The sequence below is a fragment of the Flavobacterium sp. CFS9 genome (genome assembly GCF_041154745.1).
GTDB lineage: Bacteria > Bacteroidota > Bacteroidia > Flavobacteriales > Flavobacteriaceae > Flavobacterium.
In genome coordinates this window covers 910,554-936,092 of record NZ_AP031573.1, presented here as the reverse complement: position 1 = coordinate 936,092, position 25,539 = coordinate 910,554, and the positions used below count along the sequence as shown (strand labels likewise).

The window sequence follows — 25,539 nt, the reverse complement described above, 5'->3', positions numbered from 1 at the left end:
TACAAATAAACTATAGTTTTAGAATTATGAACGCAAAATATACATTTAAAGGATTGCTGGCTATGTTTTTATTGGTAATTGCCGGTTGCGAAAGTTACAATGAAGCAGTGCTGGAAGATATAGGAGCCAATAGAGTATTCTCTCCAATCGAACTGAAAGCGGCAGTTAAAAATCAAACCACGGTCGAATTAAACTGGACAACAAAAGAGGATGTTGATCATTATACGGTAGAATTCAGTGCTGATGATCCCGATTTTAAAACAATTTACAAAACGATTAATGTTACCGCCAAAGAGCTTCCCGTAAAAGTAGCATTGGAAGGTGAAACCGTTTATTCGATAAGAGTAAAAGCAGTCAGTGCTTCAGGGCTAGCCGATTCGAAATGGTCCGTAACAACGGCAGCAACATTAACAGAGCAAATCTTCTTCCCTGTGCAGCCTGCCGATATCGAAGCGAAACAAGTGACGTTAAGATGGACGCCTAATAGTTCGGTTACCCAAATTACTGCGGGTCCGGGCGGAATTACTCATACGATCACAGCAGCTGAAAAAACTGCCGGTGCAGCGATAGTTTCAGGACTTACAGGAGAAACGGCCTATACCGCCACTTTGTTTAACGGATCCAAAAAGAGAGGAGTGGTTACTTTTACAACAGGAATTGATATTGGAACCGCTACTTTGGTTAAGCCTACGGATGACCTGAATGCAAAAATCGCAGCCGCAGATCCTGATGCAGTATTGGTATTGATGCCGGGAGAATACAATGTTTTTGTGGGTGAAATTATTTTGAATAAATCAATTACGATTAGAGGTCTAAGAAGCGATAATAAACCCTTGCTTCATAATAAGTTTACGCTCAACGCAGGAGCTAAAAATGTTAGTTTAATTGATTTGGATATCAATGGAGACAAAACTCAAAGTGATGCGGTGAAATACAATGAAGTAAGTACTGCTTACGGTGCACTTTTAATTAGTGGTTGTAATGTTCATGATTTTGTGAAATCATTTATAACACAAACGGCAACCGGGATTACTAAAATTGTTTTGGTGACGGTTGAAAATAGTGTTGTGACAAATATATTAACGGTACAAGGAGATTGTATCGATTTTAGAACCTCGCATTTGGCATCGTTGACTCTTAAGAATAGTACTTTTAATAATTGTGCTACAGGCCGTGATTTTATTCGTATCGATAACGCGCCTAACATTACCGGAACAGGTTTAACAACTACGGTATTGGTAGATGCCTGTACCATTTCAAATAAAGCGATGACAGCTTCTAACAGAATTTTGTACGTGCGTTTTGCCAGTAATGCTTCAACAATTCGCAACACGCTTTTTGAAACACCATTAGCGATGTATACCAATCAGACCTCGACAACAGCACCTACTTTCTTAAATAACAACTATTTTAATTCGGCTGCATTGTATACGGCCGGTGTTGCTGCGGTAAAATATGATGCTTCGGGAACTTACGGAACGTTAGATCCTCAGTTTGCGAATAGTGCGACTGGAAATTTTACTCTTAAGAATCAAATGTTAATCGATAAAAACGTAGGAGATCCACGCTGGAGACAATAGTCAGTTTATAAATGGTTTAAAAAGAAACAGGGATGTAATTAGTTTTGTATCCCTGTTTTTTGGTATAGAGGAGAAAATTGGGTACTATTCAAATTAAGTTTTTCTAACAAACAGGCAAGTGTTGTATGATGTACTTTTTTTGAATTTATTCTAATTCGACACAATCGAAAATCTCATTCCTGAGAATGTTTTCATTGATTTCGGCCTCACTGTCAATTCTTAAAATATTATCACAGTCTTCAAGGTCAAAATTCCATATCGCATTTGGTATCAGTTCATCAAGTAATGCACTTGCGAATTCCAGCTTTGATGGTGTGTCAACGGATGTTTTGAAAACGTAAATCATAATTTGCTTTTTTAACGGAACAAATTTCAATAAACGTTTTTCAAGTTTATAGGATGCAGGAAGCAATAATTAGGACTTATCAATCAATTTTCGATATTGAATAGGAGTGATTCCTTCGTGTTTTTTAAAGAAACGGCTAAAGTAAGAATGATCCTCGTGTCCTACCTGCATAGCGATTTCACTTACAGAAAGGGTAGTTTGATACAGCAGGTATTTTGCTTCTGTTAAAATGGTTTCATCAATCCATTTTACTGCAGACTTGCCGGTTGCCGATTTGACCGATTTGTTTAAATGATTGGGAGTGATATTAAGCAAAGAGGCGTAATAATTTACCTGATGATGCGTCCTGATATTAGCGTAAATGAGTTTTTTGAACTTAGCAAAAATAACAGCTGCAGCGGTATTACTTTTGGATGTTTTGGGAGCATTTTTATTCATCTCAAAGAACAGAGCCATTAAATAAGCCTGAACAATATCAGAATTATCAATTTCAGTTTCAAGATAAGCGGCCTGTAAACGCTCAAAAAGATTAACTATAAAAGGGAAGTTGTCCGGAGCGATTATAATTTTTGGATTTCCTCCAATTTTAAGAAAGTCGAAATCATTTAGCATTTCACTGTTGCCGTATTTGCCGATCAAAACATCCGGATGAAACTGGCAAATAAAACCAATATGCTTCGTATTAATGTGCTCAATAGAGAAAATCTGCCCGGCCGGAACAATAAGCATTTCATTTGGACTGGTTTGATATTCTTCGAAACCAACCTTTGCAATGTGAACTCCGGAAGTCACAAAAAGTATAGTATGACAACTGTGTTTTGAAGGAGGAACAGCATAACGAAGCTGCATCATTTCTTCCATTTCCAGACAAAAAAAATGATCAGAGCTGGATTTAAATAACAAATGCATTGGATTTTCCTGTCCCAGAAATTTTTCACGAAACACTTTCGCGCCATAGGTTTTTATCTCTCCGTCGGCATTGCTTTTCATAATTTAATAATACAGTCTAAAATCTAGTAATTTGCAAAGAGCATAATGTTTCTGATAAAGCTCTTCTACCACTTCTGTAATGTCATCATTTTCCTGATACAGACTAAAAAAAGCTTTGTCGATTGTACTGCAGCTGGCGATCTTATTATAAGTAGAGCCGTAACCCGAAATCGCCCGTGCACCGGTAATGTCCAAAAAGTACTGCGCTTCTTCGTCGTTTAAATCAAGTACTTTTAAATTGGCAAAATGAATAATTTTTCCTTTCATCTTTCCTTCAAAAAGTTCTGCGATTTCTTCCAGACTATAATAGTAATCGTGCAGACAGATGTTGTTGGGCTCACCCGGCATTACCAAATATATAATTTCGTAATCCTTAAAATTGTGATCTTCATAAAGCAAAACATTCAGGCTTTCTTCCAGGCCCTCAATCGTGTCGCAAGTTTTGTAAATACTGGCAATACCCTGATCAATAGCGATTTCTTCCAGGTTTTTTACGACCTGGGTAACAGAGTGGTTTTCGATGTCGGGAACGCCTTCGAGGCAGAAGATGAATTTTTCGGAATCCATACCAATGTGTGTTTTCGTTCTCACAAAAGTATTTTTAATTGTCGAAGAATTGCTGTCCGAAAGCTATTTTAACGCATTTTTTACATTAAAGAAACAGCTGCATATTCCTGAAAGCAGAAAATCCACTTTTAGTACAACTAAAAATGGATTCCAGGATTGAGTTCGTTTTTTTTGATTTTTATAAATTTAAATCCAGTTTTGCCATTAAAGCACTAACAGCAAGCACTGGCTGGCTAAAGGTGTTTGATTCCAATAATTTTTGCCACCATTTTTGTTCCTCTTCTGTAAAAGTGTGATCACTGTTGGTTACTGTCGTTGTTCTTTTGTGTCCGCAGGCTGCGCAGAATGTTGCCTGAGGAGTTCGGTAAGGTTTAGAACAACATTCGCAAGGAGGGCCGTAAAGATCAATTCGATGATGCATAATCGCATTGGGATTGGTTTCTTTAAATCCGGTTAGTTGCTTATAGTAATTAAGTAGTTCACTGAATCGCTCTGTTCTGGTCATATTACATTTCCCATGTTCAAAGCCATTACGATAGAGTTTAGTTGCAATTTGATATTCTTCTGGATGTAACATAGGAACTTCTGTTTTGCAACGCCAACACCAAAGTTTTTCCATGGTTCGTTTTTTTTTGGTTTTTATTTTATGGTTAAGTGTTATAGTTTTCTTTTTGTGATTTTTGCTACGCTAAGTTATATCAGTTTTCAGAGAATAACTTACGGTTTCACGTAATTTGAAACAAAAATCGTTTTTTAATGGATTAATTCACTAAGTAGAAATACCTGATTTTAGTCTGGATTTTGAAGTAAATTTTTGATTTTGGTCCCGTGAAAGACGGTGTGGGCCTCAGATTAAGGTTTTAGAGAAGTTATTTTTGAAAACAAAAATTGTAGATTGGAATTTTGTTTTACTAAAATTGTTTAGAATCTAACAAAAAAATAAAAAAAAGAGAAAATCTCATGTTGCGGAGACTTCCTCTTTTTGAGAAATAAATTTCCAACGATAAACTAACGATGGTTTATTTTTCCTGCTCCAGATTATCAGCAGCAGAAATCTGATCCAAAATGTTAGTTTGATTGGGTGAAATATAGTTTTTAATCTCAGGATGAGTTTCTTTTTTAAAAAGAAGGTCCAACGCATTGTACAGTCTTAATAAAACGTCTCTGTCTTCTTTTTCAATCTCTAAAGCAGTGTTGAAATTAAAAACGTAGTTATTCGAATTGCGTACTTCTACTTTTATCGTTTTTGACGTGATTTTAAATTTAACTATATCCATGTTTTTATAAATGATTTAGCTTATAAAATACTATTCTGACCTGTCCGCATACTTTTCTTATAAAAAAGAAGAAGTACAAAGTCTGAAGTCCGCTGTCGTATTGTTTACATTGTTCGAATTCCAGTTGCTTTTTTTTTAATTTCCTCATTCTAATTAGCTGGTTAGAGTGAGTGTAAATTTAAATAAAAACCCCTAATCAATTGATGATTAGGGGTTTATTTTTTGTAGCGAGGACGGGAGTTGAACCCGTGACCTCAGGGTTATGAATCCTGCGCTCTAACCAACTGAGCTACCTCGCCAAGACTGCAAGTAGAACCGTGTTCCTCATTGCGGGTGCAAAGATAGAAATAATATTAAAGCATGCAAGCATAAAATGAAGAAAAAAAAATATTTTTAAAAACGTGTTGTTTTTGGACATATATTCTTATATTTCCAAAAAAATTAAAAGTAGCACATGGATCCAAAAATACGTTACGAAATCGAGTTTCCGATCAATTCTTCGCCGCAACTATTGTATCAATATATATCAACTCCGTCAGGATTATCAGAATGGTTTGCTGATAATGTAAATTCAAGAGGAGAATTTTTTACTTTTATCTGGAACGACTCACAGGAAAAAGCACGTTTGGCTTCCAAAAAAACAGGTGAAAAAGTCAAATTCAAATGGGTGGATGAAAGTAGTAAAGACACTGAGTATTTTTTTGAATTGCACATTTTGGTTGATGAACTTACCAAAGACGTGTCGTTAATGGTAGTAGATTTTGCTGATAAAGAGGAAGTGGGAGAAGCTAAACAACTGTGGGAGAATCAGATCTCAGACCTGAAACATCTTATCGGATCTGTTTAGTAAAATTCTATTTTATACCTTATATTTGCCCTGAACAAAATTCAGGGTTTTTTTATGATTAATTTTAACGGAAATATAGTAGCAGAAGAAGATAATATATTAACTCAAAACCGCGCATTTTTATACGGAGATGGTGTTTTTGAAACAGTAAAAATTATCAATAATAAAATCTTGTTCCTTGAAGATCATTATTTCAGATTAATGGCTTCTATGCGTGTGGTTCGAATGGAAATTCCAATGAATTTTACGATGGAATATTTTGAAGAACAAATTTTAAGTCTGGTTCAGCAAAAAGGTATTTCGGCATCTGCCAGAGCCAGAATTACTGTTTTTAGAAAAGAGGGCGGACTTTACTTGCCTAAAACAAATGAGGTTTCGTATTTGATTCATGCGACAGTACTTGAAGAAGTTTTATATTCCTTAAATTCAGTTGAATACGAAGTGGATTTGTATAAGGATTTCTATGTGACCAAGCAATTGTTATCGTCTATCAAAACTACTAATAAGATGATAAATGTTACCGGAAGTATTTTTGCTCACGAAAATGGCTTGGCCAATTGTATTTTGCTTAACGATACTAAAAATGTTGTTGAGGTATTGCAGGGGAATTTGTTTATGGTAATGGGGAAGAAATTAATTACCCCGCCAATTTCTGAAGGTTGTTTGAACGGTGTGATGCGCAAGCAGATTTTAGCTTTGGCTAAAAAAGTAGAGGGCATAGAAGCAGTGGAAGAAATAATTTCACCATTTGATCTTCAAAAAGCAGATGAATTATTTCTGACTAATGTAATCATGGGGATACAGCCGATTACGAAATATCGAAAAAAGGACTTTACAAGTAATTTGGCTCATCTGTTATTACAAAAGCTGAACGAATCCATTTCTGAAAATTAATTCAGATATGGATTTTCAGGTGCATTTGACCAAATAAGATAGTCACCTCCAAGTTCAATGATTTGCTCTTTCCAGAAATGAGTGGTCGATTTTCCGATAATTTTGTTTTTATAACTATTATCGGCAATGATCCAGGAGTTTCCCTGCATTTCATTCTCAAGCTGATTTTCATCCCAACCGGTATAGCCTAAGAAAAAACGAATGTTATTTTTACTGATAGATCCGTTGTTTATTAAGTCTTTGGTCGATTCAAAATCACCTCCCCAATAAATTCCATTAGAAATCTCAACACTATTCGGGATTAACTCTGGAATATTGTGAATAAAATAAAGGTTATCCTGTTCAACAGGACCTCCGTTATATATCTTGAAAGAGGCTTCAATCTCAGGAATCAGGTCATTAATAGTATACTTTAAAGGTTTATTAATGATAAATCCTATTGATCCTTCTTTGTTATGGTCTGCTAATAAAATTACCGATCTATTAAATGATAAATCTCCAATTATAGAAGGCTCGGCAATAAGCAGGTGTCCTTTTTTTAATTTTTCTGAAATCATACGGCTACAATTTTTATTAAATTTAATCATAAAATTTCTAAAATCCCAAATAAAATCGTTGAAGCGCAAAAAAAAACCCTTCATAAGAAGGGTTTTGATTATATTATTAGTTTAGAGAACTTTCTTACTTAGTTCACTGCACCTTCTAATTCAGCTCCAGCTTTGAATTTTACAACATTTTTCGCAGCGATTTGAATAGTTTTTCCTGTTTGCGGGTTTCTACCGTCTCTTGCAGCTCTAGCAGATACAGACCATGATCCAAAACCTACTAATGAAACTCTCCCACCTTTCTTTAGAGTAGCTCCTACGTTCCCTAAAAATGACTCTAAAGCTAATTTTGCCGCAGCTTTTGTGATTCCTGCATCAGCAGCGATAGCATCGATTAATTCTGATTTGTTCATAATATTAGTTATTAATTGTTGGTTAAAAAAAATTGTTAATACACAAATTTAGTAGGAAATCCGTTCCTTGCAAGTGTTTTCTTTAATTTTAGCAAAAATTGTTAATAACTTGCTTTTTTTGTTCATAAAGCAGAGTGTTAGATGGTCAAAATCAGGTAGAAACCCCTGTTTTATTGACCTTAATAGACTTTGGCGCTTTCAGAAAAAGTGATTCCATTTAGTAATTCTGTCACCTGCATTCTTTTTTTTCCGGGCAGCTGTAAACTTAAAATTTGAATATAGCCGTCGTGAACTGCAATTTTGATTTCTTTTTTACTGCAAATCAGACTTCCTGCTTCATGAGAATGTGTATCGGAAAGCAGTTTTGCTTCATATATTTTGATGGTTTGTTCTTCCTCTTTGTCTTTTAAAAAGCACCAGGATGCAGGATACGGACTTAAACCTCGAATGAGATTGTTGATTTCTGCACCGGATTTGGTCCAGTCGATTTTGCAGTTTTCTTTGTTTAATTTGTAAGCGGTTTTTATTTCGGCATTGTCTTCCTGAATGGTAGTTTTTACATTTCCGCTTTCGATAACTTTTAAAGTATCAATAACCGTTTCGCTTCCTAATACCATAAGTCGGTCGTGTAATTGTCCGGCATTTTCTTCCGGTTCAATTGCAATTTCTGAATTCAGAATCATTGCTCCGGTATCTATTTTATCGTCTATAAAGAAGGTGGTTACTCCGGTTTTGGTTTCTCCGTTAATAATGGCCCAGTTAATTGGTGCAGCACCGCGGTAATTTGGTAATAAGGAAGCATGGAGGTTAAATGTTCCAAATTCCGGCATTTCCCAGACTACTTTTGGAAGCATTCTGAAGGCAACTACAATTTGTAAGTTGGCGTTTAAAGCTTTTAATTCCGCTAAGAAACTTTCGTCTTTTAAGTTTGTAGGCTGAAGTAAGGTAAGATTGTTTGCCAGTGCATATTCTTTTACTGCAGAGTATTTTATTTTTTGTCCGCGTCCTGCAGGTTTGTCTGCTGCAGTAATTACGCCAACGACATTGTAGTTGTTTTTAAGAATGGTGTCCAAAATGCCAACAGCAAATTCGGGAGTCCCCATGAAAATAATTCTCAATTTTTCCATTATGATTTTAAAGTGTATTTATTGTTCCCCAGTATGGTGATATGATTGTTTTCTAATAATTCCTGAAGTACCAAAATAATATCGTTGGCATCCAGTTTAATTTGTGACTGAATTTCTCTGGAAGTCAGAGCGGTTGATTTTAATAAATACAGAATTTTATCTGCAATCGAATCGGCTTCAGTGATTTTTCCTTTTAGCGTAATGCAATAGGAGCAAACACCACAGTTTTCATTGGTTTCTTCTCCAAAATAATCCAGAATCAATCTGTTTTTACAAGTTTTGTTTTCCTTTATATAATATAGGACAGAGGAAAGTTGTTCTTTTTTAAGTTCATTCTGCTTTTCCAGGTATTTAGAAACACGATTTATGGTTAACTCGTCTTCACGTACTTCATTAAATAGTACAGTCGAATCGTTGTTTTTGGCTTTGTATTCGATAATTTCTTTCTCTTTTAATTTTTCTAAAAGAGATAAAACCTGTTCTTCTGTGTGATGTGATTTTTTTGCAATTAGCGAAAGATTAAAAGGAGTTTTAATTTCGTACACTCCGGGGTAAGTTCTTAGAATTGCTAATATAATTTCCTCGTCGTTTGGATTGAGGCTCATGTATCGAATTACTTCTTTGGATTCAATGATAAATTGTAAAGTAATTTTTTCTGAAAATTCCTGCGACAAGGTAATGATTCCCTGCTGGTTTAAAAATTGCAATGCATTGTATGTCTTTAAGGTAGGGAAATCGTATTTGTTGCAAAAATTATTTAGTTTAAAAGAAAAGGACTCGTCTAAACCTTCTCCGTAAGCGATTTGAAAATAGTTACAGAGTTTGATGTACATCGTTTTTAAAAACTTTTTATCGGGCAGAATACTTAAAAACTGCTGTTCAGTCTGCGTGGCGTCTGAATTATTAAAAAGCAATACTGAAAAAGCTTTTTCTCCATTTCGTCCCGCTCTTCCGGATTCCTGATAATAGTTTTCTAAGTTTTCCGGTAGTTGTGTATGAATAACCGTTTTTACATTGTCTTTGTCGATTCCCATTCCAAACGCATTAGTTGCTACAATAACCTGTGCTTGTTCTGACATCCAAAGCTGCATGTTTTTGTCTTTTTCTTTAGCTGAAAGTCCGCCGTGGTAATAGGTCGCAGTAAAACCTAATGATTGTAATTGAGTGGAAAGGTTGATGCACGATTTTCTGTTTCGTACATATATAATAGAAGGCTGCGGGTTTTTCTTTAAGATTTGTTCGGTGCGGTACAATTTGTCTTCGACTTCAAAAACCATGTAGGCAATATTTTTTCTTTCAAAAGATTGCTGAAAAAGTACGGGTTCTTTTAATCCCAATTCTGTTTTAATGTCTTCGATGACTCTGGGTGTTGCTGTTGCGGTTAAAGCTAAAAACGGAATCTTTGGAAAATGCTTTTTAAGTTCTGAAATTTTCAGGTAAGCTGGACGAAAATCGTGTCCCCATTGCGAAACACAATGCGCTTCGTCGATTGCAATTAAATTAATCGGAAGGTTTTTAATGCGCTCCAGTATCCAGTCTGATTGCAGTCTTTCGGGAGAAAGATAAAGAAACTTGTAATTTCCGTATTGACAATTGTCAAGAAGATCTATAATTTCTTCGGTATGAATGCCTCCGGTGAGTGCAATGGCTTTTATGTTGCGTTTCTGCAGGTTGGCAACCTGATCTTTCATAAGAGCAACTAAAGGTGAAATGACTAAGCAAATGCCTTCCAGCATCATGCTTGGCACTTGAAAACAAATCGATTTTCCTCCACCTGTTGGCAGCAGGGCAAAGGTATCCTGACCGTCCAAAACAGAGTCAATAATCTCCTTTTGCAACGGTCTGAAACTGTCGTGTTTCCAGTATTTCGAAAGAATTTCCTGCGCTTGTGGCATTGGTCGTGTTTTAAAGTTAAAAAATTTAGAAATCAGTTTCTAGTTTTGCAACTTTAAACGCCTGCCTAAATTTTATCTAAGATATAAAGAATTCTGTTTTCAACCGTATCTTTAGGTACTTCAATTAAGTCGTAGCCGTATTTTTTATAGGTATCAACAAGATGTTTCTGAATTTTTTCGGCCTGCTCAAAATTTTCGTAGCGCTCAGTGTCGCTTTCGTAAATTTCTTCCCATGGCGGTAAAATGAAAGTTTTTGAATATTTGTAATCCTCACAGGCTTTTACAAAACTCTCAGGATAATCATCATTAATGTAATCCATGTAAGCTGTTACATCAGGAATTCCGCGATCTATAAAGACTACTTCATGTGGTTCTTCAACTGCGTCTTTATATTGTTTAATTCGACCGTTCAATAACATTTCACTAAACAGTAAAGGTTGTTCTAGGAACAATTGTTCGATGCCTCTTTGTTGGGCTTCGAGTGTAACTTGTCTTGAAATTTCAGGGTAACAGCAGTAGCCACGAGCTACCAATTCGTTGATGAGAGTAGATTTTCCCGTTCCCGGGCCTCCAATGAGAACTATAATTTGTTTTTGCACTTTCTAAAAATAAAGCGCAAATTTACCTAAACTTATTGGTATTTAAAAAGATTATTTTGTCTTAACCGGATGATTTTGCCATTTAAAATAAATATAAGGTTCAGGAAACTGTTGGAAAAGTAAATATGTTTTAGAAAATATTGATAAGTCCCATCAGGACGCAATATTTATAGAACCCCATTCGGGCGTAATATTTATAACCCCATCGGGGTAAAATGATTATTCACAAAATAAATAATTTCCAGAGCTTTTCTTTTGGGAAGGAATAATCAAATGTGATTCGAATTTTTTGCCTTTCAAAACGTTATTTGCAAAATCCAGAACGTATTGCTGTCCTTCATGAAATAAATATCCGGAAAATTCATGTCCGCCTCCGCAAAAAGTAATCAATTCTATATTTTTATGCAAGTCCGTCATATGATTGTATACAGCATAAGATCCGAATAAAATCAGCCAGCCGGAGGCATTTGTTGGACAGGAGCGATGCGAGCCTGCATTGTAAGGAACCGTTTCGTCATTGTTTCCGTGTGCTAACAGCATCGGAATGGCTTTTTCTTTGGAAATTAAATTAATATCCATGATTGCACCCGAGCCTCCAATGAAACCGGCATATTTGAAATCAGGAGCTAAATTGTTTTGGTACAAATTCATCAATTTGTAATCCCAAAACGAAGCATGAAAACCAATTTCGGCACCTGCACTAATTCCGGAAATAAAGAATTTTGAAGTGTCGAGGTTGTATTGATCTGCACTTTTAATTAAAAAGGAGGTAGCCTGCCACATATCACTAACGCCAATTTGAATGGCTTTTATCTTTTCGGTTAAAGTTCCTTTGCATCCAAAATCTTTTCCTTTCATGTACAGGCTGTAGGAGATGCTGGCAACCGCGTATCCGTTTTTCGCCATAAAAAGCCCAAAATCTTTTTCACTGGTTCGTTCTCCACCAGAGAATCCTCCTCCAAATGCGAATATAATTAATGGAGTTTTCTCATTTGCTTTTTTCTTAGGCAGGTATAAATCTAAATCCAGTTTGAGTGTGTCGTTTTGGAAATAGGTTAAAGTTTTGATTTCTTGCGCGTGAATATTGTGAAAAGCGAGAGTGGTAAAAAGTAAGAGGATAATTTTTTTCATTATGGTATGGTTCAATCTTGCAGCGCTATAAGAAAATGATCTGAGTTAAAAAACTTTGTGGCTCTGTAACTTTGTGATGAATTTCGCTGTATTCTTTTTTTCAAATATAGGAGTAAAGTTTACAATGAAATAATCTTCAGTTGCTTTTTTCTCTGCACCTTTATGCCTTTGTTGCTTTGAAGCTTTTTTCAAAAGAAAAAATCTAAAAAGTCTGAAATCAAAACCGTATATTTGCGTTTATTTTTAATTACGAATGGAGAACGATAAAGAAAAAAACACCGCTGAATTTTACGAAAGATTAAAAGTTGAGTTAGACAATTCAAATACCTGGCCAGCAGAATATTTGTATAAATTCATAGTACCTTCAGTAGACGATAATGTTGAGCGAGTTGAAAAAGCTTTTGACAGTATGGGAGCGGTTATCAAAACCACAAAATCTAAAACCGGTAAATTTACCAGTGTTTCGGTTGATGTTACCATGCATAGTGCCGATGAAGTGATTGGCAAATACAAAGAAGTTTCTACTATAGAAGGTATAGTTTCATTATAACTTATGAACGAAAAATATAAAAAAGAAAGTGCGAGTGACGTTGTTTTTAATTTGGAATACAATTCTGAAAGACAACGATTAATCATTCCGGAATACGGTCGTCATTTGCAAAAACTGATCGATCAGGCTACTGCAATTGAAGATGCTGAAACACGCAACAAGGCTGCCAAGTACATTATTCAGGTAATGGGAAGTCTGAATCCGCATTTGCGTGATGTGCCGGATTTTCAGCATAAATTATGGGATCAGCTTTTTATTATGTCTGATTTTAAATTGAATGTTGATTCACCATATCCGATTCCGTCTCGCGATGTTTTACAATTAAAACCAGATGCTTTACAGTATCCGCAGAATTTTCCAAAATACAGATTTTACGGAAACAATATCAAGTACATGATCGACGTTGCCAATAAATGGGAAGATGGCGAGATGAAAAATGCTTTGGTAATGGTGATTGCCAATCACATGAAAAAGTCTTATTTAAGCTGGAACAAAGATACGGTTAAGGACGACGTGATTTTTGAGCATCTGTATGAGTTGTCGGGTGGCAAAATCAATTTGCTTCAAAGTTCGGAAGAGCTTTTAAATACAACCGATTTATTGCGTACCAATAAGCGTATGTCAAATAAAATTACACCGGCAGGACAGCCAAAAATCCAAAGCAATAAAAACAATAAAGGTTCAGGAAAATCGAAACCTTTTCAGAAAAATAATAATCAGAAGTAAAAAAAAGGAGCTAAGATGCTTAGGGGCTAAGATGTTAAGTTTTTTCTTAAATCCTCAGAATCTCAGAACCTTAGAACCTAAAATATATATATGGGAATTTTTAAAATCGAAGGAGGAACACCTTTAAAAGGAGAAATCACTCCGCAAGGAGCAAAAAATGAAGCGTTACAAATTTTATGCGCCGTGCTTTTGACGGGGGATAAAGTAAGAATTAATAATATTCCCGATATTATTGACATTAATAAATTAATTACTTTATTGGGTAATTTAGGTGTAAAAATCCAACGAAATGAGCCGGGTTCGATTACGTTTCAGGCTGATGAAGTTAATGTTGGTTATTTAGAAACTGAAGCTTTCAAAAAAGAAGGAGGAGCTCTTCGTGGTTCTATTATGATTGTTGGACCGCTTTTAGCACGTTTTGGTAAAGGATACATTCCAAAGCCGGGGGGAGATAAAATTGGACGTCGCAGATTGGATACACATTTCGAAGGATTCATTAATCTTGGAGCAAAATTCAGATACAACAGAGAAGATCATTTTTACGGGGTGGAATCTCCAGAAGAAGGTCTTACCGGAACAGATATGCTGCTTGATGAAGCATCAGTTACCGGAACAGCAAATATCGTAATGGCTGCTGTTTTGGCAAAAGGAACAACAACTGTTTACAATGCTGCGTGTGAGCCTTACTTACAACAGTTGTGTAAAATGTTAAACTCTATGGGAGCTAAAATTACCGGAGTTGGTTCGAATCTTTTAACTATCGAGGGTGTTGAAAGCCTTGGTGGATGTGAGCACAGAATTCTTCCGGATATGATCGAGATTGGTTCGTGGATTGGTCTTGCGGCTATGACAAAAAGCGAAATTACGATCAAAAATGTAAGCTGGGAAAATCTAGGTTTGATTCCAAATACATTTAGAAAACTGGGAATTACTATTGAAAAACGCAATGATGATATTTACATTCCTGCTCATAAAGACGGGTACGAAGTAAAAACAGATATTGATGGTTCTATTTTAACGATTGCTGATGCACCATGGCCAGGATTTACTCCAGATTTATTGAGTATCGTTTTGGTTGTAGCAACACAAGCTAAAGGGGATGTTTTAATTCACCAGAAAATGTTTGAAAGTCGTTTGTTCTTCGTAGATAAATTAATCGACATGGGAGCAAAAATTATGTTATGCGATCCGCACAGAGCGGTGGTTATGGGACATAATTTTGAGTCTCAATTGAAAGCGACAACCATGTCATCTCCTGATATTCGTGCAGGAATCTCATTATTGATTGCAGCTCTTTCAGCAAAGGGAACAAGTACGATTCAAAATATCGAACAAATTGACCGTGGATACGAGCGTATCGACGAGCGTTTGAGAGCGATTGGCGCAAAAATCGTAAGAGCGTAGAAAAGGTTAGCCACGAATTTCACGAATTATACGAATATTAAGATCGTGTTTTATTGCACAAATTTCTTAAAATAAAATTTGTGACATTGAATTTTGAAATCTGAAATTAGTGTAATTCGTGAAATTCGTGGCGAAAAAAAAATAGTCTAAATGACAGATGAACAAAAAGCTGTAAAAGCTACTTATTTCAGTATTATAGGGAACACCTGCTTAGCCATTTTAAAAGGGCTGGCAGGTTTTTTTGGCAATTCTTATGCCCTAATTGCCGATGCAATCGAATCAACAACCGATATATTTTCGTCATTTTTGGTTCTGTTCGGAATCAAGTATTCGAATAAACCGGCAGACGAGAATCATCCTTATGGTCACGGTCGCGCAGAACCTTTAATTACTTTTTTGGTGGTTGGTTTTTTGATTACCTCGGCTACTATTATCGGCTATGAGAGTATTGCTAATATTCAGACTCCGCATGATTTGCCAAAATCCTGGACACTTTATGTTCTGGGAGGGATTATTATATGGAAAGAATATTCGTTTCGTTTGGTGATGAAACGAAGTAAACAAACCAACAGCTCTTCATTGGCGGCAGATGCCTGGCACCATCGTAGTGACGCGATCACTTCGGTAGCGGCATTTACCGGAATTTCGATAGCGTTGATCATGGGGCAGGGGTATGAATCAGCAGATGATTGGGCGGCACTTTTTGCTGCTTTTTTTATCTTATACAACAGTTACAAAATTTTCAGACCGGCCTTAGGTGAAATAATGGACGAAAATCTGAACGATGATTTAGTTGAAGAAATCCGCGTAAAAGCTTTAACTGTTCCCGGTATTTTGGGTACCGAAAAATGTTTTATCCGCAAAGCTGGTATGCGATATCATGTAGATCTTCATGCCATAGTTTCAGCGAAAATTTCGGTGAAAGAAGGGCATGAATTATCACACAAACTACAAGATACTTTAAAAGAAAAAATTCCGCAATTAGGCAATGTGCTGATTCATATTGAACCGGATGATTATCATTGAGAAAAAAGGCTCTAAGAGGCTAAGGTTCTAAGGTACTAGGTGCTAAGGGAAAAAACTTAGCATCTTAGAGCCTTAGTTTCTCAGTAACTTCTTCTAATCTAACACATTCAGAATCTTCAATCCGAAAACGACACCATTCTGCTGGATTCCTCCCTGATACGAATGTACATAATCTACTCTGAAGATTTTAAATTTACCAAACCCCAGATTGTCCAGGCCGGCAGTAAATTCGGTATAAGGCTTTCTTTGAGGTATGGCCAACGAGTGAAAACCAATATTCAGAGTTGATTTTAAAAGATTTAACACGGGTATTTTATTCATAATATAGCCTTTGTCGTTGTGTTCCAAATGCATTTCTAAATAACGATCATTAGTACTGTTGGAATAGTAAGGCATTAGGTTGAATACATTCAGGTAACGGCCGCTTGTACCAATGTGAGTCTGGTTTCCGTTAAAATGTTTGTAATCGATAAACGAAATGTTATCGGCATTAAAGAATTTGGCGGCTTTGAAGCTCATTCCCAAAACGCCTTTATTCCCTAAAGATAAATCGTAAAGTACAGCCGCGCCAACTTTTTCAAACTCATATTTCTTTTTACTTGCTGCAAATGTTTTTTCAACATTTAAGAAGAGTGTTGGAAATTTGTCGTTTTTGAAATTATATCTTCCATCTGGTCTCGAAATGTATTTGTTTCCAAAGTTAATTCGGGCACTTAAGGCTGTTTTGAACAAATGATGCTTTTCAAATGCCGGAGTGGTAAAATCGTTTGGAGCTAATGGATTATTGGAAGAGTATAAGTCATCCTTTTTAAAGAAAGAATAATCGGTGGTATTAAAAAGTGGTTTTCGCTGTTCATAACCCAATTTGGCATTGAGGTTGACACCATTCAGTACGTTTTGTGAATAGTTGATCTGTGCAAATTCTAAATTATACAGTTTCATGTAATTGTCTTTGAAAAATAAAGAACTAATAGAATTGACTAACTTGGTTATGGGTTCGGCACTATTGAATTGTGCTACTTTAGTCCCTCCTGAGGTGCTGATCGTAGCATGATTTATATTGTTAAATTTATGACTGAATTCTCCGGTAACTCTAAAGCGTTGATCTGAAAAACCATAATTAAAAGTGGTGCTTAGCGAAGTTGTTTTGCTTTCGTCTTCATTCCATTTCTTAAAAGAGAACCCGGAATCCAGATTAAATCCCTGTACGGTATTAAAACTTAGAGAAGCCAAATTTAGTAATCCTTTATATTCGAAAGAATGTCTTTTGTAGGTGTTTTTGTAATCGTAACCCATTAAGATATCCGGAACTTTAAATTTGTTGTTTTTTGCATCAACGGAGTCAGTATATTTTTGAGATTTTCGGATAACCTGAAGGCTGTCTTTTTTAGTATAATCGTTACTTTCTTCTATGGTTAGAGGAATTGGACGGATGTTGTTCCAGAAAGCATCGTCTTTTTTGTTTGCGTTGAGTTCAAAAGAGACAATTTCATTCCCGAATGTCTTCTTTTCAAACGAAGCAGGAAATTCATAATTGGAATATACATAAGCGAATTTCCCGGAGAATTTAATGCCAAAAAGACCCGCAGTGAAATCTAAGGTTTGTGCGTTTTTAATCCAGATTTTATTTTGTGTATTGTAACTAAAATTTTGTTTTAGGTTCATTACCTCCGTGAATTCGTTTTTCATACTATAGCCTTTGATGTCCAAATCGATGGCATAAATGGCAAAACTGTCATCAACAATGTAAATGTAGCCTTCAAAAACGGGCTCCTTATCACGTTTTGGGATTACTTTGATTTTGTAAATCTGCTGTTTGTTGTCATCATAAAAAGTACCTTCGAGTTTGTATTTGTAATAAGCGAAAGCATTGTCGGCAATAGGCGATATGAGTTTGGTATCGAAGTCTATCGTGTTTTCATAAAAATCGTAAGTCGATCGTGAGGCAGTATTGTAGCTGTATCCTCTGTTGTTGCCTGAGATTTTAGAAGCGATAATGCGTTCTTTTAATTTGTTGGGTTTTTCAAAAGTAACCTTAGAAATGGTTTCGGATAAATATAAAATACCGGTTCCGGTAGAATCTAAATTCGATGCAAGATCGTCGCCCAGATCTACTTTTTGTCCCAGAATCTTTTTCGGTAAATCTTTTACTTTAAACATTCCTTTGGAGTAGAAATCGGCTGTGTATCGGGCAATTTTGTCAGAGTTGTCTTTTTTGACCGCAATAGCACTTTTAATAATGGTGTTGGCAGGATTATTTTTCGGGTCAATCACTACTTCGTTTAAAGCAAAGCTTTCCTCAGTCATTTTTACATCTGGCAATGTCGCTTTTGTGTCAGCTGGAATTGTTATTTTTTGAGTTTTATAGCCCAGATATTGAAAAACGATTTTGTTTTTGCCCGGCTCTTTTACGGTAAGCTGATATTTTCCCTGCTCATTAGAAGTAGTTCCGCTATAAGTATTCTCTTCAAAGATGGATACAAAGGGCAAAGGAGTTCCTTTATCATCGGTTACAGTTCCCTTAATTTGGGCGAAATTTGAAATGGAGAAAAATAAAAAGGCAAGTAAAGTATAGTTTTTCATGAGAATAGTATCTCTCACAAAAATAGAATAAGTTAAAAATGAGGCTATTAATTATTTGTTAAATGTAAGGGGGGAATGTAAGATGTGAAATGTAAGATGTGAAATGTAAGATGTGAAATGTGAGATGAGAAATGTGTAGGATAGGTTAATTGTATCGATAAAGAATTTTTATTACCGATTTTTGATTCTTATAACGGGACCAAATGGATTAAGTTTTTGGATTTACAATCTAAACAAATGAAACACTTGAGATGGAATCTCACATCTTAACATTTCACATCTTAACATTTCACATTTTACATTTCACACCTAAACATTTTACAAAAAAGACTGAATAGCCAGTTCGTAACTTTTTAAGCCAAAACCAAGGATAACCCCTTTAGCATTTCCTGATAAATACGACTGATGTCTGAAACTTTCACGGGCATAGGTGTTTGAAATGTGTACTTCGATTACCGGAGTTGTAACCGCTTTCATGGCATCGCCTAATCCTATAGAAGTATGAGTGTAAGCTCCTGCATTCAGAATAATTCCATCAAAACTAAAACCGCATTCCTGAATTTTTCCGATCAGTTCGCCTTCAATATTACTTTGATAATAAGAAAGTTCAATGTGTGGGAATTTTGCCTGTAACGTTTCGAAATAATCTTCAAAAGTCTGACTTCCGTAAACTTCAGGCTCTCTTTTTCCTAAAAGATTCAAATTGGGTCCATTGATGATGCAGATTTTCATAAGTAGTGATTTGTGAGATGTAAAATGTAAAACAATTGGTAGTGGCATTGATTTTTGACTTTGCCCTTGAATAGTTGTAAAAATAAAAAAAACCGCTCTAATTAATAGAACGGTTTTGGTAAAAGTATGTGATATATTTTTTAGAACAAGAATCCGGCAGAGATCTGGAAAGTTGAGTTTTTAACATCAGCATTTTTAGAAGCTTCAGTTAATCCTAGACCATAACGGCCCTGAACAAAAATGCTTTTAGTAAGTTTTACTCCTAATCCGGCATTAAGTCCAAATTCAAAAGTCTGTGCATCTTTAACATCAAACTTATTTTTTTCACTTAATAAAAAGGAAGCCTGAGGACCTACTTCTAAGCTAAAAGTATCGTTTAGGTAAAACTTAGCCATTACTGGAATAGATAAGTAGCCTAATTCATTTTTAAATTCATTTACAGCATTCTTGTAAGTTGCTCCCTGAGTAGAGTATAAAAGCTCCGGTTGAATAGCAAATTTGTCTAATAATTTAAGTTCTGCAACAACCCCTACGTGATAGCTAGTGATTCCTTCTTTGTCAAATGCTACACCTTGAAGACCTGCATCTCCGGTTTGGCTTGCAAAGTTAACCCCTGCTTTAACTCCAAATTGTACTAATTGTGCCTGAATTGTAGCTGAAGTTGCGATAAACAATACAGCTGCTAAGATTATCTTTTTCATAAAAGTGTTTTTAAAATTTGATTTTTTTAAATGTTATTTATTAGTCAAAACTACAGAATTAGGAATTTATTGTTTTATATTTTGCTTTAAATAATTACTAAAATTCTCATTTTTGTTGATTTTAGGCCTGTAATTGGCTCTATTTAAGAAGTTTATTTGTGATCGGTTTTTTAGGTTGTATTTATTATTTAATCAGATTTATAGTTCAAAATTGATTTTATAACTTTTTTATTTTGTACGTTTATTTTGATATTCTAGATTTAAAAGTATGCTAAAATGTAGAAGAAAGGTCTGCTGATCATAACATAAAGCTGTATTTACCAATTTATTAATTAGCATCCAAGTTCTTTTTTAATAAGGATATCTTTATATTTGTTTTGAATAACACAAAAAACAAATTGTAATGAAAAAAATAATTTTGGCTGCTATGGCAGTAATGGTATTTGGTTTTGCTAATGCACAAAAGACCAGATTTGGAGTAAAAGGAGGTCTTAATATTTCGACAGTAGTTGGAGGAGATGTGGATCATGTTAAATCTCTTGTAGGTTTTCACGTTGGAGGTTTTGCAGAAATTCATGTGATTCAAAGATTTTTTATTCAGCCGGAGCTTTTGTTTTCTGCTCAGGGAACTAAAGTAGACGGACCTGTTGGTAATGATACTGATATTAAATTGAATTATTTGAATATTCCTGTATTAGCAAAGTATTATATTGTTGATAAAAAATTCAGCGTTGAAGCTGGTCCGCAATTAGGTGTTTTATTGTCAGCTAAAGCAGATAGTCAGAATATTAAAGATTTTACCAGATCAGCAGATTTAGGATTTAATCTTGGAGCCGGATATAATTTCACAGATAACCTTTCAGTAGGTCTTCGTTACACAATCGGATTATCTCCGCTTTCTGATAAAGATATTGATAATTCAGATGATTACTATGACAGTGCTAAAAACAGTAACCTTGCGTTATCTTTAGCATACAAATTCTAATTTTATCCAACAATAAATTTTAGAACCTTCCCTAACCCGGAAGGTTTTTTTATGCCTGAAAATGTTTTACTTTGTAGCTATGAATTGGAACCGTTACATAAAAGATTATCAGTCGTATTTACGCATCGAGAGAGGTTTGTCTAAAAACACGATCGAAAACTATGGTTTTGATATCGAGCGTTTGTGTCTTTTTCTGGAAACAAACAGAATAGAAATTTCTCCCGTAAAGATTGATGACGAAACGGTTCAGCAGTTTATTTATGCGGTAGCTAAAGAAGTCAATCCACGCTCACAGGCAAGAATTATTTCGGGCCTGAAAAGTTTTTTTAATTATCTGGTTTTTGAAGATTACAGAAACGATAATCCGATGGAACTGATCGAAACTCCCAAAACAGGACGGAAATTGCCTGATACGCTGTCTTTAGATGAAATTGATGCTCTTATTGCGGCAATTGATCTGAGTACCAATGAAGGCGAACGGAATCGGGCAATGTTGGAAACTTTGTACGGTTGCGGACTTCGGGTTTCGGAATTGGTTTCCTTAAAAATTTCTGATCTATTTTTTGAAGAAGGGTTTGTTAAAATTACCGGAAAAGGAAATAAAGAACGTTTTGTTCCGGTGGGTAAGTTCGCTCAGAAATACATTCAGATTTATCAGAAGGAAATTCGGGTAAATCTTAAAATAAAAAAAGGCTGTGAAGATACTTTATTTTTGAACAGGAGAGGAAATCAGCTTACACGTGCCATGATTTTTACCATTATAAAAGATTTGGCAGTAAAGATTAATCTTCAAAAAAGTATTAGTCCGCATACCCTGAGACATTCTTTTGCAACCCATTTACTTGAAAATGGTGCTGATTTAAGATCGATTCAGTTGATGTTAGGACACGAATCGATCACTACGACCGAAATTTATGTGCATTTAGACAGACGCTTTTTGAAAGAAGTAATGTTATCTTTTCATCCAAGGAAGTAATTTTTGAAGCAGGAAGTCGTTTTTAAGTCAAAAAAGTAATATATTGTATCATATTTTGTGGTTATTAGGGAATAAAAGAGCCAGTTTCAGCTTTTGTTTTTTACTATTGAGATCATTGTTTTAATATTTCAATCTACATAAATAAGTGATATATGGTTTTTGATTTATATGGAAATGAGAATTGCTTAGAGGTAAATAATTTTTATAAAAAATTGCTTGCCGAAATGCCGGACTTGCTGTTTCAGTTTGTTGTTGACAGCGAAAACAGGTATACTTTCCCTCTGGTCAGTAAATCAGCTGACGATATTTTTGAAATTAGTGTAAAAGAGTTTACCAATGATATTAAATTGGTAATTTACGACCGAATTTTTCCTCAGGACCGTGATCTGTTTTTTCAGTCTTTAGTCAAAGCACGCAAAGAAATAAAACCCTGGAATGTCGAATTTAGAGCTGTTTTGCCTATAAAAGGATTGCGATGGTTTAAGGTTTCTGCAAAAACAGAGCAGTCCGCTGACGGGCATGTTAGCTTTTTTGGACATGTTTCGGATATTACGGAACTAAAAGATAAGGAAGAAAAATTGCGTATTTCTGAAGAACGATTTCAATTTGCTCTTGAAGCTTCTACTGCCGGAATTTGGGATTGGGATATGGTAACCAATAGAGTTTTCTATTCGTCATTGTCGTTAAAGATTCTGGAATTGGATTCTACTGATATTTTTGATGATCCGGAACGTTGGGATAAGATTGTGCATCCTGAAGACCTTCCAAAGTACTATTCGGATATACAGGAGCATTTTGATAATAAGATCCCATATTACGAAAACTACCATCGTGTCATGACTTCAAGCGGTAATTATAAGTGGATTCTGGATCGTGGAAAGGTTATTGAAAGGGATGAAAATGGAAAGCCGTTGCGTGTGATCGGAACGCATACCGACGTTTCTTTGCAAAAAGAGAAGGAGTTGGAGCTCTTAAAAACGATGAAATTGTACAGTGATCAAAATAGCCGATTGGTGAATTTCTCGCATATTGTTTCGCATAATCTGAATACACAGGCTGGAAATATAAAGTCGATTCTGGATTTTATTGATGCGGATGTTGATAAACAAACGGTAAACGAAATGCTGGAACATTTGCGAACTGTTTCTAATGATCTGAATGATACGATTGCAAATTTAACCCAAATTGTAAAGACGCAAAGTAATATCAATATTGCTGTGGCGCCGTTAAAGCTTTCAGAATACATCGAGAAAACGATTTCAACGATTAAAGGCTACGACAAGGACAAGAAGGTCACAATTGTAAATAATGTTCCAAAGTATCTTACAATTAACTTTAATCCGGCTTATCTGGAAAGTGTTTTGTTGAATCTTACAACAAACGCTATAAAGTACGCGCATCCGGACAGAGATCCTGTTATTGTTTTTGATTTTTCAATCGAACCGGACGGTTACAAGTCATTAAAAATTACAGATAATGGTTTGGGAATCGATTTGGCGGTGTATGGTGATTTGTTATTTGGGATGTATAAAACTTTTCACAAAAATCAGGAAGCAAGAGGAATTGGACTCTATATTACCAGAAATCAAATTGAGGCTATGAAAGGAAGTATTTCGGTAGAAAGTAAGGTGGGAGTAGGAACGAGTTTTAAAATTATTTTTAACGATATTTAACGATGGTGTTGTAGATAGAGTTTGGTTTGTACGAGGAGCTGTAATCACGGTTTTCAGTTATAGTGGTAGTCTCAGTCTCGGTCTCCAATATCTATGATGGTTTTAGTCGTTGTTGCAGTTTTATTGGTAGTTATAATCTCTGCATTTGGGAAGGTTTGTCATGATTTGTCGTCCTGAGCGAAGTCGAAGGACTTTCATAATATAAAGATCTTAATGTCGGTTTTGGCGAAGTTCAGAATGTCAGTCTGAGTGAAGTCGAAAATGTCAGTCTAAACGAAGATGCGAATGTCAGTCTGAGCGAAGCCGAAGACTGATGAGCTAAGTGTAAATCGCCAGACCGTAGTGTTATAAAAAAACAAAGGCTATCTTGTTTTAAGATAGCCTTTGTTTTATGAATAGAATGAGAAGATTACTTCGCGATATTTACCGCTCTGGTTTCTCTAATTACAGTAACTTTTACTTGACCCGGATAAGTCATTTCAGTTTGAATTTTTTGTGAAATCTCGAAAGATAAATTCGCAGCATTGTCGTCAGAAACTTTTTCGCTTTCTACAATTACACGAAGTTCTCTACCAGCCTGAATTGCATATGCATTTTTTACACCGCTAAACCCGTAAGCAACATCTTCAAGGTCTTTCAAACGTTGAATGTATGAATCTAAAACCTGACGTCTTGCGCCTGGTCTTGCACCTGAAATAGCATCACAAACCTGAACAATCGGAGAAAGTAAAGACTTCATTTCGATCTCGTCGTGGTGAGCTCCAATAGCGTTGCAAACTTCATCTTTTTCGCCGTATTTCTCTGCCCACTGCATACCTAATAACGCGTGAGGTAAATCACTTTCAGTATCCGGAACTTTACCAATATCGTGAAGTAAACCGGCTCTTTTGGCCAATTTTACGTTTAAACCTAATTCGGCAGCCATGATACCACAAAGTTTAGAAACTTCTCTCGAGTGCTGCAATAAGTTTTGTCCGTAAGAAGAACGGTATTTCATTCTACCTACAACTTTGATCAATTCAGGGTGTAAACCGTGAATTCCTAAGTCGATAACAGTACGTTTACCAACTTCGATAATTTCGTCGTCAATCTGTTTAGCAGTTTTAGCCACTACTTCTTCAATTCTTGCAGGGTGAATACGTCCGTCTGTAACCAGTTTATGCAAAGATAAACGAGCAATTTCTCTACGAACAGGATCAAAACAAGAAAGGATGATCGCTTCAGGTGTGTCGTCAACGATGATTTCAACTCCTGTAGCTGCTTCAAGGGCTCTAATGTTACGTCCTTCACGTCCAATGATTCTACCTTTTACATCGTCAGATTCAATGTTGAATACTGAAACGCAATTTTCAACTGCTTCCTCAGTTCCAACTCTCTGGATCGTATTGATAATAATTTTCTTAGCTTCCTGCTGAGCGGTAAGTTTAGCCTCTTCAATGGTTTCCTGAATGTGAGACATTGCTTTACTTTTAGCTTCGGCTTTTAATCCTTCCACTAATTGCTCTTTTGCCTCTTCGGCAGAAAGCCCTGAAATTACTTCAAGCTGCTGTAGCTGGCTTTTGTGTAATTTGTCAACTTCAGTTTGTTTTTTGTCTAAAACTTCAATTTTATTGTTGTATTCCTGTGTTTTAGATTCAAACTCGTCGTTTACTTTTTTAGCTTTCGAAAGTTCGTTAGAAACTTGTGATTCTTTATCGCGTACTCTTTTTTCTACCTCCGCTACTTTTTTGTCTCTTGCTAAAATAACTTGTTCATGCTCTGATTTTAGTTCGATAAAACGCTCTTTTGCCTGAAGAATTTTATCTTTTTTGATATTTTCTGCTTCTAAATTGGCATCTTTTAAAATGGAAGCTGCTTCTTTTTTGGCATTTTTAATGAGGTTAGAAATATTGCTTTTTTCGATAATTTTAGCAATTGCAAAACCTACCGCAATTCCTATAATACCTGAAATAATGATTGTTATTATGTCCAT

At 35.5% G+C, this 25,539-nt stretch carries 25 protein-coding genes and 1 tRNA gene; 10 read left to right on the top strand and 16 right to left on the bottom strand.

The annotated features are described in order from the left end of the window. Nucleotides 1-26: 26 nt before the first annotated feature. Nucleotides 27-1,580: a DUF5123 domain-containing protein gene (locus ACAM30_RS04080; RefSeq protein ID WP_369617347.1), complete on the top strand. Its 1,554-nt coding sequence runs from the start codon at nucleotides 27-29 to the stop codon at nucleotides 1,578-1,580. Nucleotides 1,581-1,725: 145 nt separating this feature from the next. On the opposite strand, the gene ACAM30_RS04075 is transcribed toward ACAM30_RS04080, so the two are convergent. The 6 genes from ACAM30_RS04075 to ACAM30_RS04050 all read right to left on the bottom strand — a co-directional run bounded on the left by ACAM30_RS04075 (nucleotide 1,726) and on the right by ACAM30_RS04050 (nucleotide 5,059). Beyond that, entirely contained in the window at nucleotides 1,726-1,926 is a 201-nt protein-coding gene (locus tag ACAM30_RS04075; RefSeq protein ID WP_369617346.1) for a hypothetical protein, read from the bottom strand. 69 nt (nucleotides 1,927-1,995) lie between these two features. After that, on the bottom strand, nucleotides 1,996-2,916 hold the full coding sequence (locus ACAM30_RS04070) for a helix-turn-helix domain-containing protein (protein WP_369617345.1): 921 nt from the start codon (nucleotides 2,914-2,916) through the stop codon (nucleotides 1,996-1,998). Nucleotides 2,917-2,919: 3 nt separating this feature from the next. Further along, nucleotides 2,920-3,483 carry a DUF6642 family protein gene (locus ACAM30_RS04065; RefSeq protein ID WP_369618636.1) on the bottom strand — a complete coding sequence of 188 codons (564 nt, stop codon included), beginning with the start codon at nucleotides 3,481-3,483 and terminating at the stop codon, nucleotides 2,920-2,922. Nucleotides 3,484-3,661: 178 nt separating this feature from the next. Beyond that, complete coding sequence (locus ACAM30_RS04060; RefSeq protein WP_369617344.1) at nucleotides 3,662-4,060, bottom strand: hypothetical protein; 399 nt, start codon at nucleotides 4,058-4,060, stop codon at nucleotides 3,662-3,664. A 442-nt stretch (nucleotides 4,061-4,502) separates the two neighbouring features. Next, the gene (locus tag ACAM30_RS04055) at nucleotides 4,503-4,760 is read right to left on the bottom strand and encodes a hypothetical protein (RefSeq protein WP_369617343.1); all 258 of its coding nucleotides are present in this window, start codon (nucleotides 4,758-4,760) and stop codon (nucleotides 4,503-4,505) included. 225 nt (nucleotides 4,761-4,985) lie between these two features. After that, a tRNA-Met gene (locus ACAM30_RS04050) sits at nucleotides 4,986-5,059 on the bottom strand. A 155-nt stretch (nucleotides 5,060-5,214) separates the two neighbouring features. Here ACAM30_RS04050 and ACAM30_RS04045 point away from each other — a divergent pair. Next, a complete protein-coding gene (locus ACAM30_RS04045) occupies nucleotides 5,215-5,607 on the top strand; it encodes an START-like domain-containing protein (RefSeq protein WP_017498093.1) in 393 nt (130 codons plus the stop codon). 54 nt (nucleotides 5,608-5,661) lie between these two features. Further along, entirely contained in the window at nucleotides 5,662-6,501 is an 840-nt protein-coding gene (locus ACAM30_RS04040; RefSeq protein WP_369617342.1) for an aminotransferase class IV, read from the top strand. Here the strand turns inward: ACAM30_RS04040 and ACAM30_RS04035 are convergent. From ACAM30_RS04035 to ACAM30_RS04010, 6 genes are all read right to left on the bottom strand, one after another. After that, nucleotides 6,498-7,058: a YqgE/AlgH family protein gene (locus ACAM30_RS04035; protein WP_026110149.1), complete on the bottom strand. Its 561-nt coding sequence runs from the start codon at nucleotides 7,056-7,058 to the stop codon at nucleotides 6,498-6,500. The genes ACAM30_RS04040 and ACAM30_RS04035 overlap by 4 nt on opposite strands. Before the next feature lie 128 nt (nucleotides 7,059-7,186). Next, on the bottom strand, nucleotides 7,187-7,459 hold the full coding sequence (locus tag ACAM30_RS04030) for an HU family DNA-binding protein (protein ID WP_017498096.1): 273 nt from the start codon (nucleotides 7,457-7,459) through the stop codon (nucleotides 7,187-7,189). 179 nt (nucleotides 7,460-7,638) lie between these two features. Then, entirely contained in the window at nucleotides 7,639-8,586 is a 948-nt protein-coding gene (gene fmt / locus ACAM30_RS04025) for a methionyl-tRNA formyltransferase (protein WP_369617341.1), read from the bottom strand. Then, the gene (locus tag ACAM30_RS04020) at nucleotides 8,586-10,481 is read right to left on the bottom strand and encodes an ATP-dependent DNA helicase RecQ (RefSeq protein WP_369617340.1); all 1,896 of its coding nucleotides are present in this window, start codon (nucleotides 10,479-10,481) and stop codon (nucleotides 8,586-8,588) included. Before ACAM30_RS04020 ends, fmt begins: the two co-directional genes overlap by 1 nt. A 65-nt stretch (nucleotides 10,482-10,546) precedes the next feature. Beyond that, a complete protein-coding gene (locus tag ACAM30_RS04015; RefSeq protein ID WP_369617339.1) occupies nucleotides 10,547-11,080 on the bottom strand; it encodes an AAA family ATPase in 534 nt (177 codons plus the stop codon). Nucleotides 11,081-11,299: 219 nt separating this feature from the next. After that, nucleotides 11,300-12,211: an alpha/beta hydrolase gene (locus ACAM30_RS04010; RefSeq protein ID WP_369617338.1), complete on the bottom strand. Its 912-nt coding sequence runs from the start codon at nucleotides 12,209-12,211 to the stop codon at nucleotides 11,300-11,302. Nucleotides 12,212-12,464: 253 nt separating this feature from the next. Between ACAM30_RS04010 and ACAM30_RS04005 the strand changes: the two genes are divergently transcribed. The 4 genes from ACAM30_RS04005 (at nucleotide 12,465) to ACAM30_RS03990 (ending at nucleotide 15,917) form a co-directional block, all read left to right on the top strand. Next, entirely contained in the window at nucleotides 12,465-12,761 is a 297-nt protein-coding gene (locus tag ACAM30_RS04005; RefSeq protein WP_369617337.1) for a DUF493 family protein, read from the top strand. Nucleotides 12,762-12,764: 3 nt separating this feature from the next. Beyond that, a complete protein-coding gene (locus tag ACAM30_RS04000; RefSeq protein ID WP_369617336.1) occupies nucleotides 12,765-13,487 on the top strand; it encodes a DUF4290 domain-containing protein in 723 nt (240 codons plus the stop codon). A 90-nt stretch (nucleotides 13,488-13,577) separates the two neighbouring features. Next, nucleotides 13,578-14,891, top strand: a complete 1,314-nt coding sequence (murA, locus tag ACAM30_RS03995; RefSeq protein ID WP_017498103.1) for a UDP-N-acetylglucosamine 1-carboxyvinyltransferase — start codon at nucleotides 13,578-13,580, stop codon at nucleotides 14,889-14,891. A 150-nt stretch (nucleotides 14,892-15,041) separates the two neighbouring features. Further along, complete coding sequence (locus ACAM30_RS03990) at nucleotides 15,042-15,917, top strand: cation diffusion facilitator family transporter (RefSeq protein WP_369617335.1); 876 nt, start codon at nucleotides 15,042-15,044, stop codon at nucleotides 15,915-15,917. Nucleotides 15,918-16,010: 93 nt separating this feature from the next. Here the strand turns inward: ACAM30_RS03990 and ACAM30_RS03985 are convergent, their stop codons facing one another. The 3 genes from ACAM30_RS03985 to ACAM30_RS03975 form a co-directional block, all read right to left on the bottom strand. Continuing rightward, nucleotides 16,011-18,500: a DUF5686 and carboxypeptidase regulatory-like domain-containing protein gene (locus ACAM30_RS03985; RefSeq protein ID WP_369617334.1), complete on the bottom strand. Its 2,490-nt coding sequence runs from the start codon at nucleotides 18,498-18,500 to the stop codon at nucleotides 16,011-16,013. Nucleotides 18,501-18,818: 318 nt separating this feature from the next. After that, nucleotides 18,819-19,232, bottom strand: coding sequence for a type II 3-dehydroquinate dehydratase (aroQ, locus tag ACAM30_RS03980; protein WP_369617333.1), 414 nt, complete (start codon nucleotides 19,230-19,232; stop codon nucleotides 18,819-18,821). Nucleotides 19,233-19,372: 140 nt separating this feature from the next. Further along, nucleotides 19,373-19,933, bottom strand: coding sequence for a porin family protein (locus ACAM30_RS03975; protein WP_017498107.1), 561 nt, complete (start codon nucleotides 19,931-19,933; stop codon nucleotides 19,373-19,375). 403 nt (nucleotides 19,934-20,336) lie between these two features. On the opposite strand from ACAM30_RS03975, the gene ACAM30_RS03970 reads away from it, so the two are divergent. The 3 genes from ACAM30_RS03970 (at nucleotide 20,337) to ACAM30_RS03960 (ending at nucleotide 23,567) form a co-directional block, all read left to right on the top strand. Beyond that, nucleotides 20,337-20,918 carry a porin family protein gene (locus ACAM30_RS03970; RefSeq protein ID WP_369617332.1) on the top strand — a complete coding sequence of 194 codons (582 nt, stop codon included), beginning with the start codon at nucleotides 20,337-20,339 and terminating at the stop codon, nucleotides 20,916-20,918. Between the two features lie 79 nt (nucleotides 20,919-20,997). Further along, nucleotides 20,998-21,894 carry a site-specific tyrosine recombinase XerD gene (gene xerD / locus ACAM30_RS03965; protein WP_369617331.1) on the top strand — a complete coding sequence of 299 codons (897 nt, stop codon included), beginning with the start codon at nucleotides 20,998-21,000 and terminating at the stop codon, nucleotides 21,892-21,894. Nucleotides 21,895-22,046: 152 nt separating this feature from the next. Further along, complete coding sequence (locus tag ACAM30_RS03960) at nucleotides 22,047-23,567, top strand: PAS domain-containing protein (RefSeq protein ID WP_369617330.1); 1,521 nt, start codon at nucleotides 22,047-22,049, stop codon at nucleotides 23,565-23,567. A 409-nt stretch (nucleotides 23,568-23,976) separates the two neighbouring features. Here the strand turns inward: ACAM30_RS03960 and rny are convergent, their stop codons facing one another. After that, on the bottom strand, nucleotides 23,977-25,539 hold the full coding sequence (rny, locus tag ACAM30_RS03955) for a ribonuclease Y (RefSeq protein WP_369617329.1): 1,563 nt from the start codon (nucleotides 25,537-25,539) through the stop codon (nucleotides 23,977-23,979).

Bases quoted from the DNA above. Each gene is read 5' to 3' on its own strand.
- ACAM30_RS04080 (WP_369617347.1), top strand. From the start codon at position 27: ATGAACGCAAAATATACATTTAAAGGATTGCTGGCTATGTTTTTATTG.
- ACAM30_RS04075 (WP_369617346.1), bottom strand. From the start codon at position 1,926: ATGATTTACGTTTTCAAAACATCCGTTGACACACCATCAAAGCTGGAA.
- ACAM30_RS04070 (WP_369617345.1), bottom strand. From the start codon at position 2,916: ATGAAAAGCAATGCCGACGGAGAGATAAAAACCTATGGCGCGAAAGTG.
- ACAM30_RS04065 (WP_369618636.1), bottom strand. From the start codon at position 3,483: ATGGATTCCGAAAAATTCATCTTCTGCCTCGAAGGCGTTCCCGACATC.
- ACAM30_RS04060 (WP_369617344.1), bottom strand. From the start codon at position 4,060: ATGTTACATCCAGAAGAATATCAAATTGCAACTAAACTCTATCGTAAT.
- ACAM30_RS04055 (WP_369617343.1), bottom strand. From the start codon at position 4,760: ATGGATATAGTTAAATTTAAAATCACGTCAAAAACGATAAAAGTAGAA.
- ACAM30_RS04045 (WP_017498093.1), top strand. From the start codon at position 5,215: ATGGATCCAAAAATACGTTACGAAATCGAGTTTCCGATCAATTCTTCG.
- ACAM30_RS04040 (WP_369617342.1), top strand. From the start codon at position 5,662: ATGATTAATTTTAACGGAAATATAGTAGCAGAAGAAGATAATATATTA.
- ACAM30_RS04035 (WP_026110149.1), bottom strand. From the start codon at position 7,058: ATGATTTCAGAAAAATTAAAAAAAGGACACCTGCTTATTGCCGAGCCT.
- ACAM30_RS04030 (WP_017498096.1), bottom strand. From the start codon at position 7,459: ATGAACAAATCAGAATTAATCGATGCTATCGCTGCTGATGCAGGAATC.
- fmt (WP_369617341.1), bottom strand. From the start codon at position 8,586: ATGGAAAAATTGAGAATTATTTTCATGGGGACTCCCGAATTTGCTGTT.
- ACAM30_RS04020 (WP_369617340.1), bottom strand. From the start codon at position 10,481: ATGCCACAAGCGCAGGAAATTCTTTCGAAATACTGGAAACACGACAGT.
- ACAM30_RS04010 (WP_369617338.1), bottom strand. From the start codon at position 12,211: ATGAAAAAAATTATCCTCTTACTTTTTACCACTCTCGCTTTTCACAAT.
- ACAM30_RS04005 (WP_369617337.1), top strand. From the start codon at position 12,465: ATGGAGAACGATAAAGAAAAAAACACCGCTGAATTTTACGAAAGATTA.
- ACAM30_RS04000 (WP_369617336.1), top strand. From the start codon at position 12,765: ATGAACGAAAAATATAAAAAAGAAAGTGCGAGTGACGTTGTTTTTAAT.
- murA (WP_017498103.1), top strand. From the start codon at position 13,578: ATGGGAATTTTTAAAATCGAAGGAGGAACACCTTTAAAAGGAGAAATC.
- ACAM30_RS03990 (WP_369617335.1), top strand. From the start codon at position 15,042: ATGACAGATGAACAAAAAGCTGTAAAAGCTACTTATTTCAGTATTATA.
- ACAM30_RS03985 (WP_369617334.1), bottom strand. From the start codon at position 18,500: ATGAAAAACTATACTTTACTTGCCTTTTTATTTTTCTCCATTTCAAAT.
- aroQ (WP_369617333.1), bottom strand. From the start codon at position 19,232: ATGAAAATCTGCATCATCAATGGACCCAATTTGAATCTTTTAGGAAAA.
- ACAM30_RS03975 (WP_017498107.1), bottom strand. From the start codon at position 19,933: ATGAAAAAGATAATCTTAGCAGCTGTATTGTTTATCGCAACTTCAGCT.
- ACAM30_RS03970 (WP_369617332.1), top strand. From the start codon at position 20,337: ATGAAAAAAATAATTTTGGCTGCTATGGCAGTAATGGTATTTGGTTTT.
- xerD (WP_369617331.1), top strand. From the start codon at position 20,998: ATGAATTGGAACCGTTACATAAAAGATTATCAGTCGTATTTACGCATC.
- ACAM30_RS03960 (WP_369617330.1), top strand. From the start codon at position 22,047: ATGGTTTTTGATTTATATGGAAATGAGAATTGCTTAGAGGTAAATAAT.
- rny (WP_369617329.1), bottom strand. From the start codon at position 25,539: ATGGACATAATAACAATCATTATTTCAGGTATTATAGGAATTGCGGTA.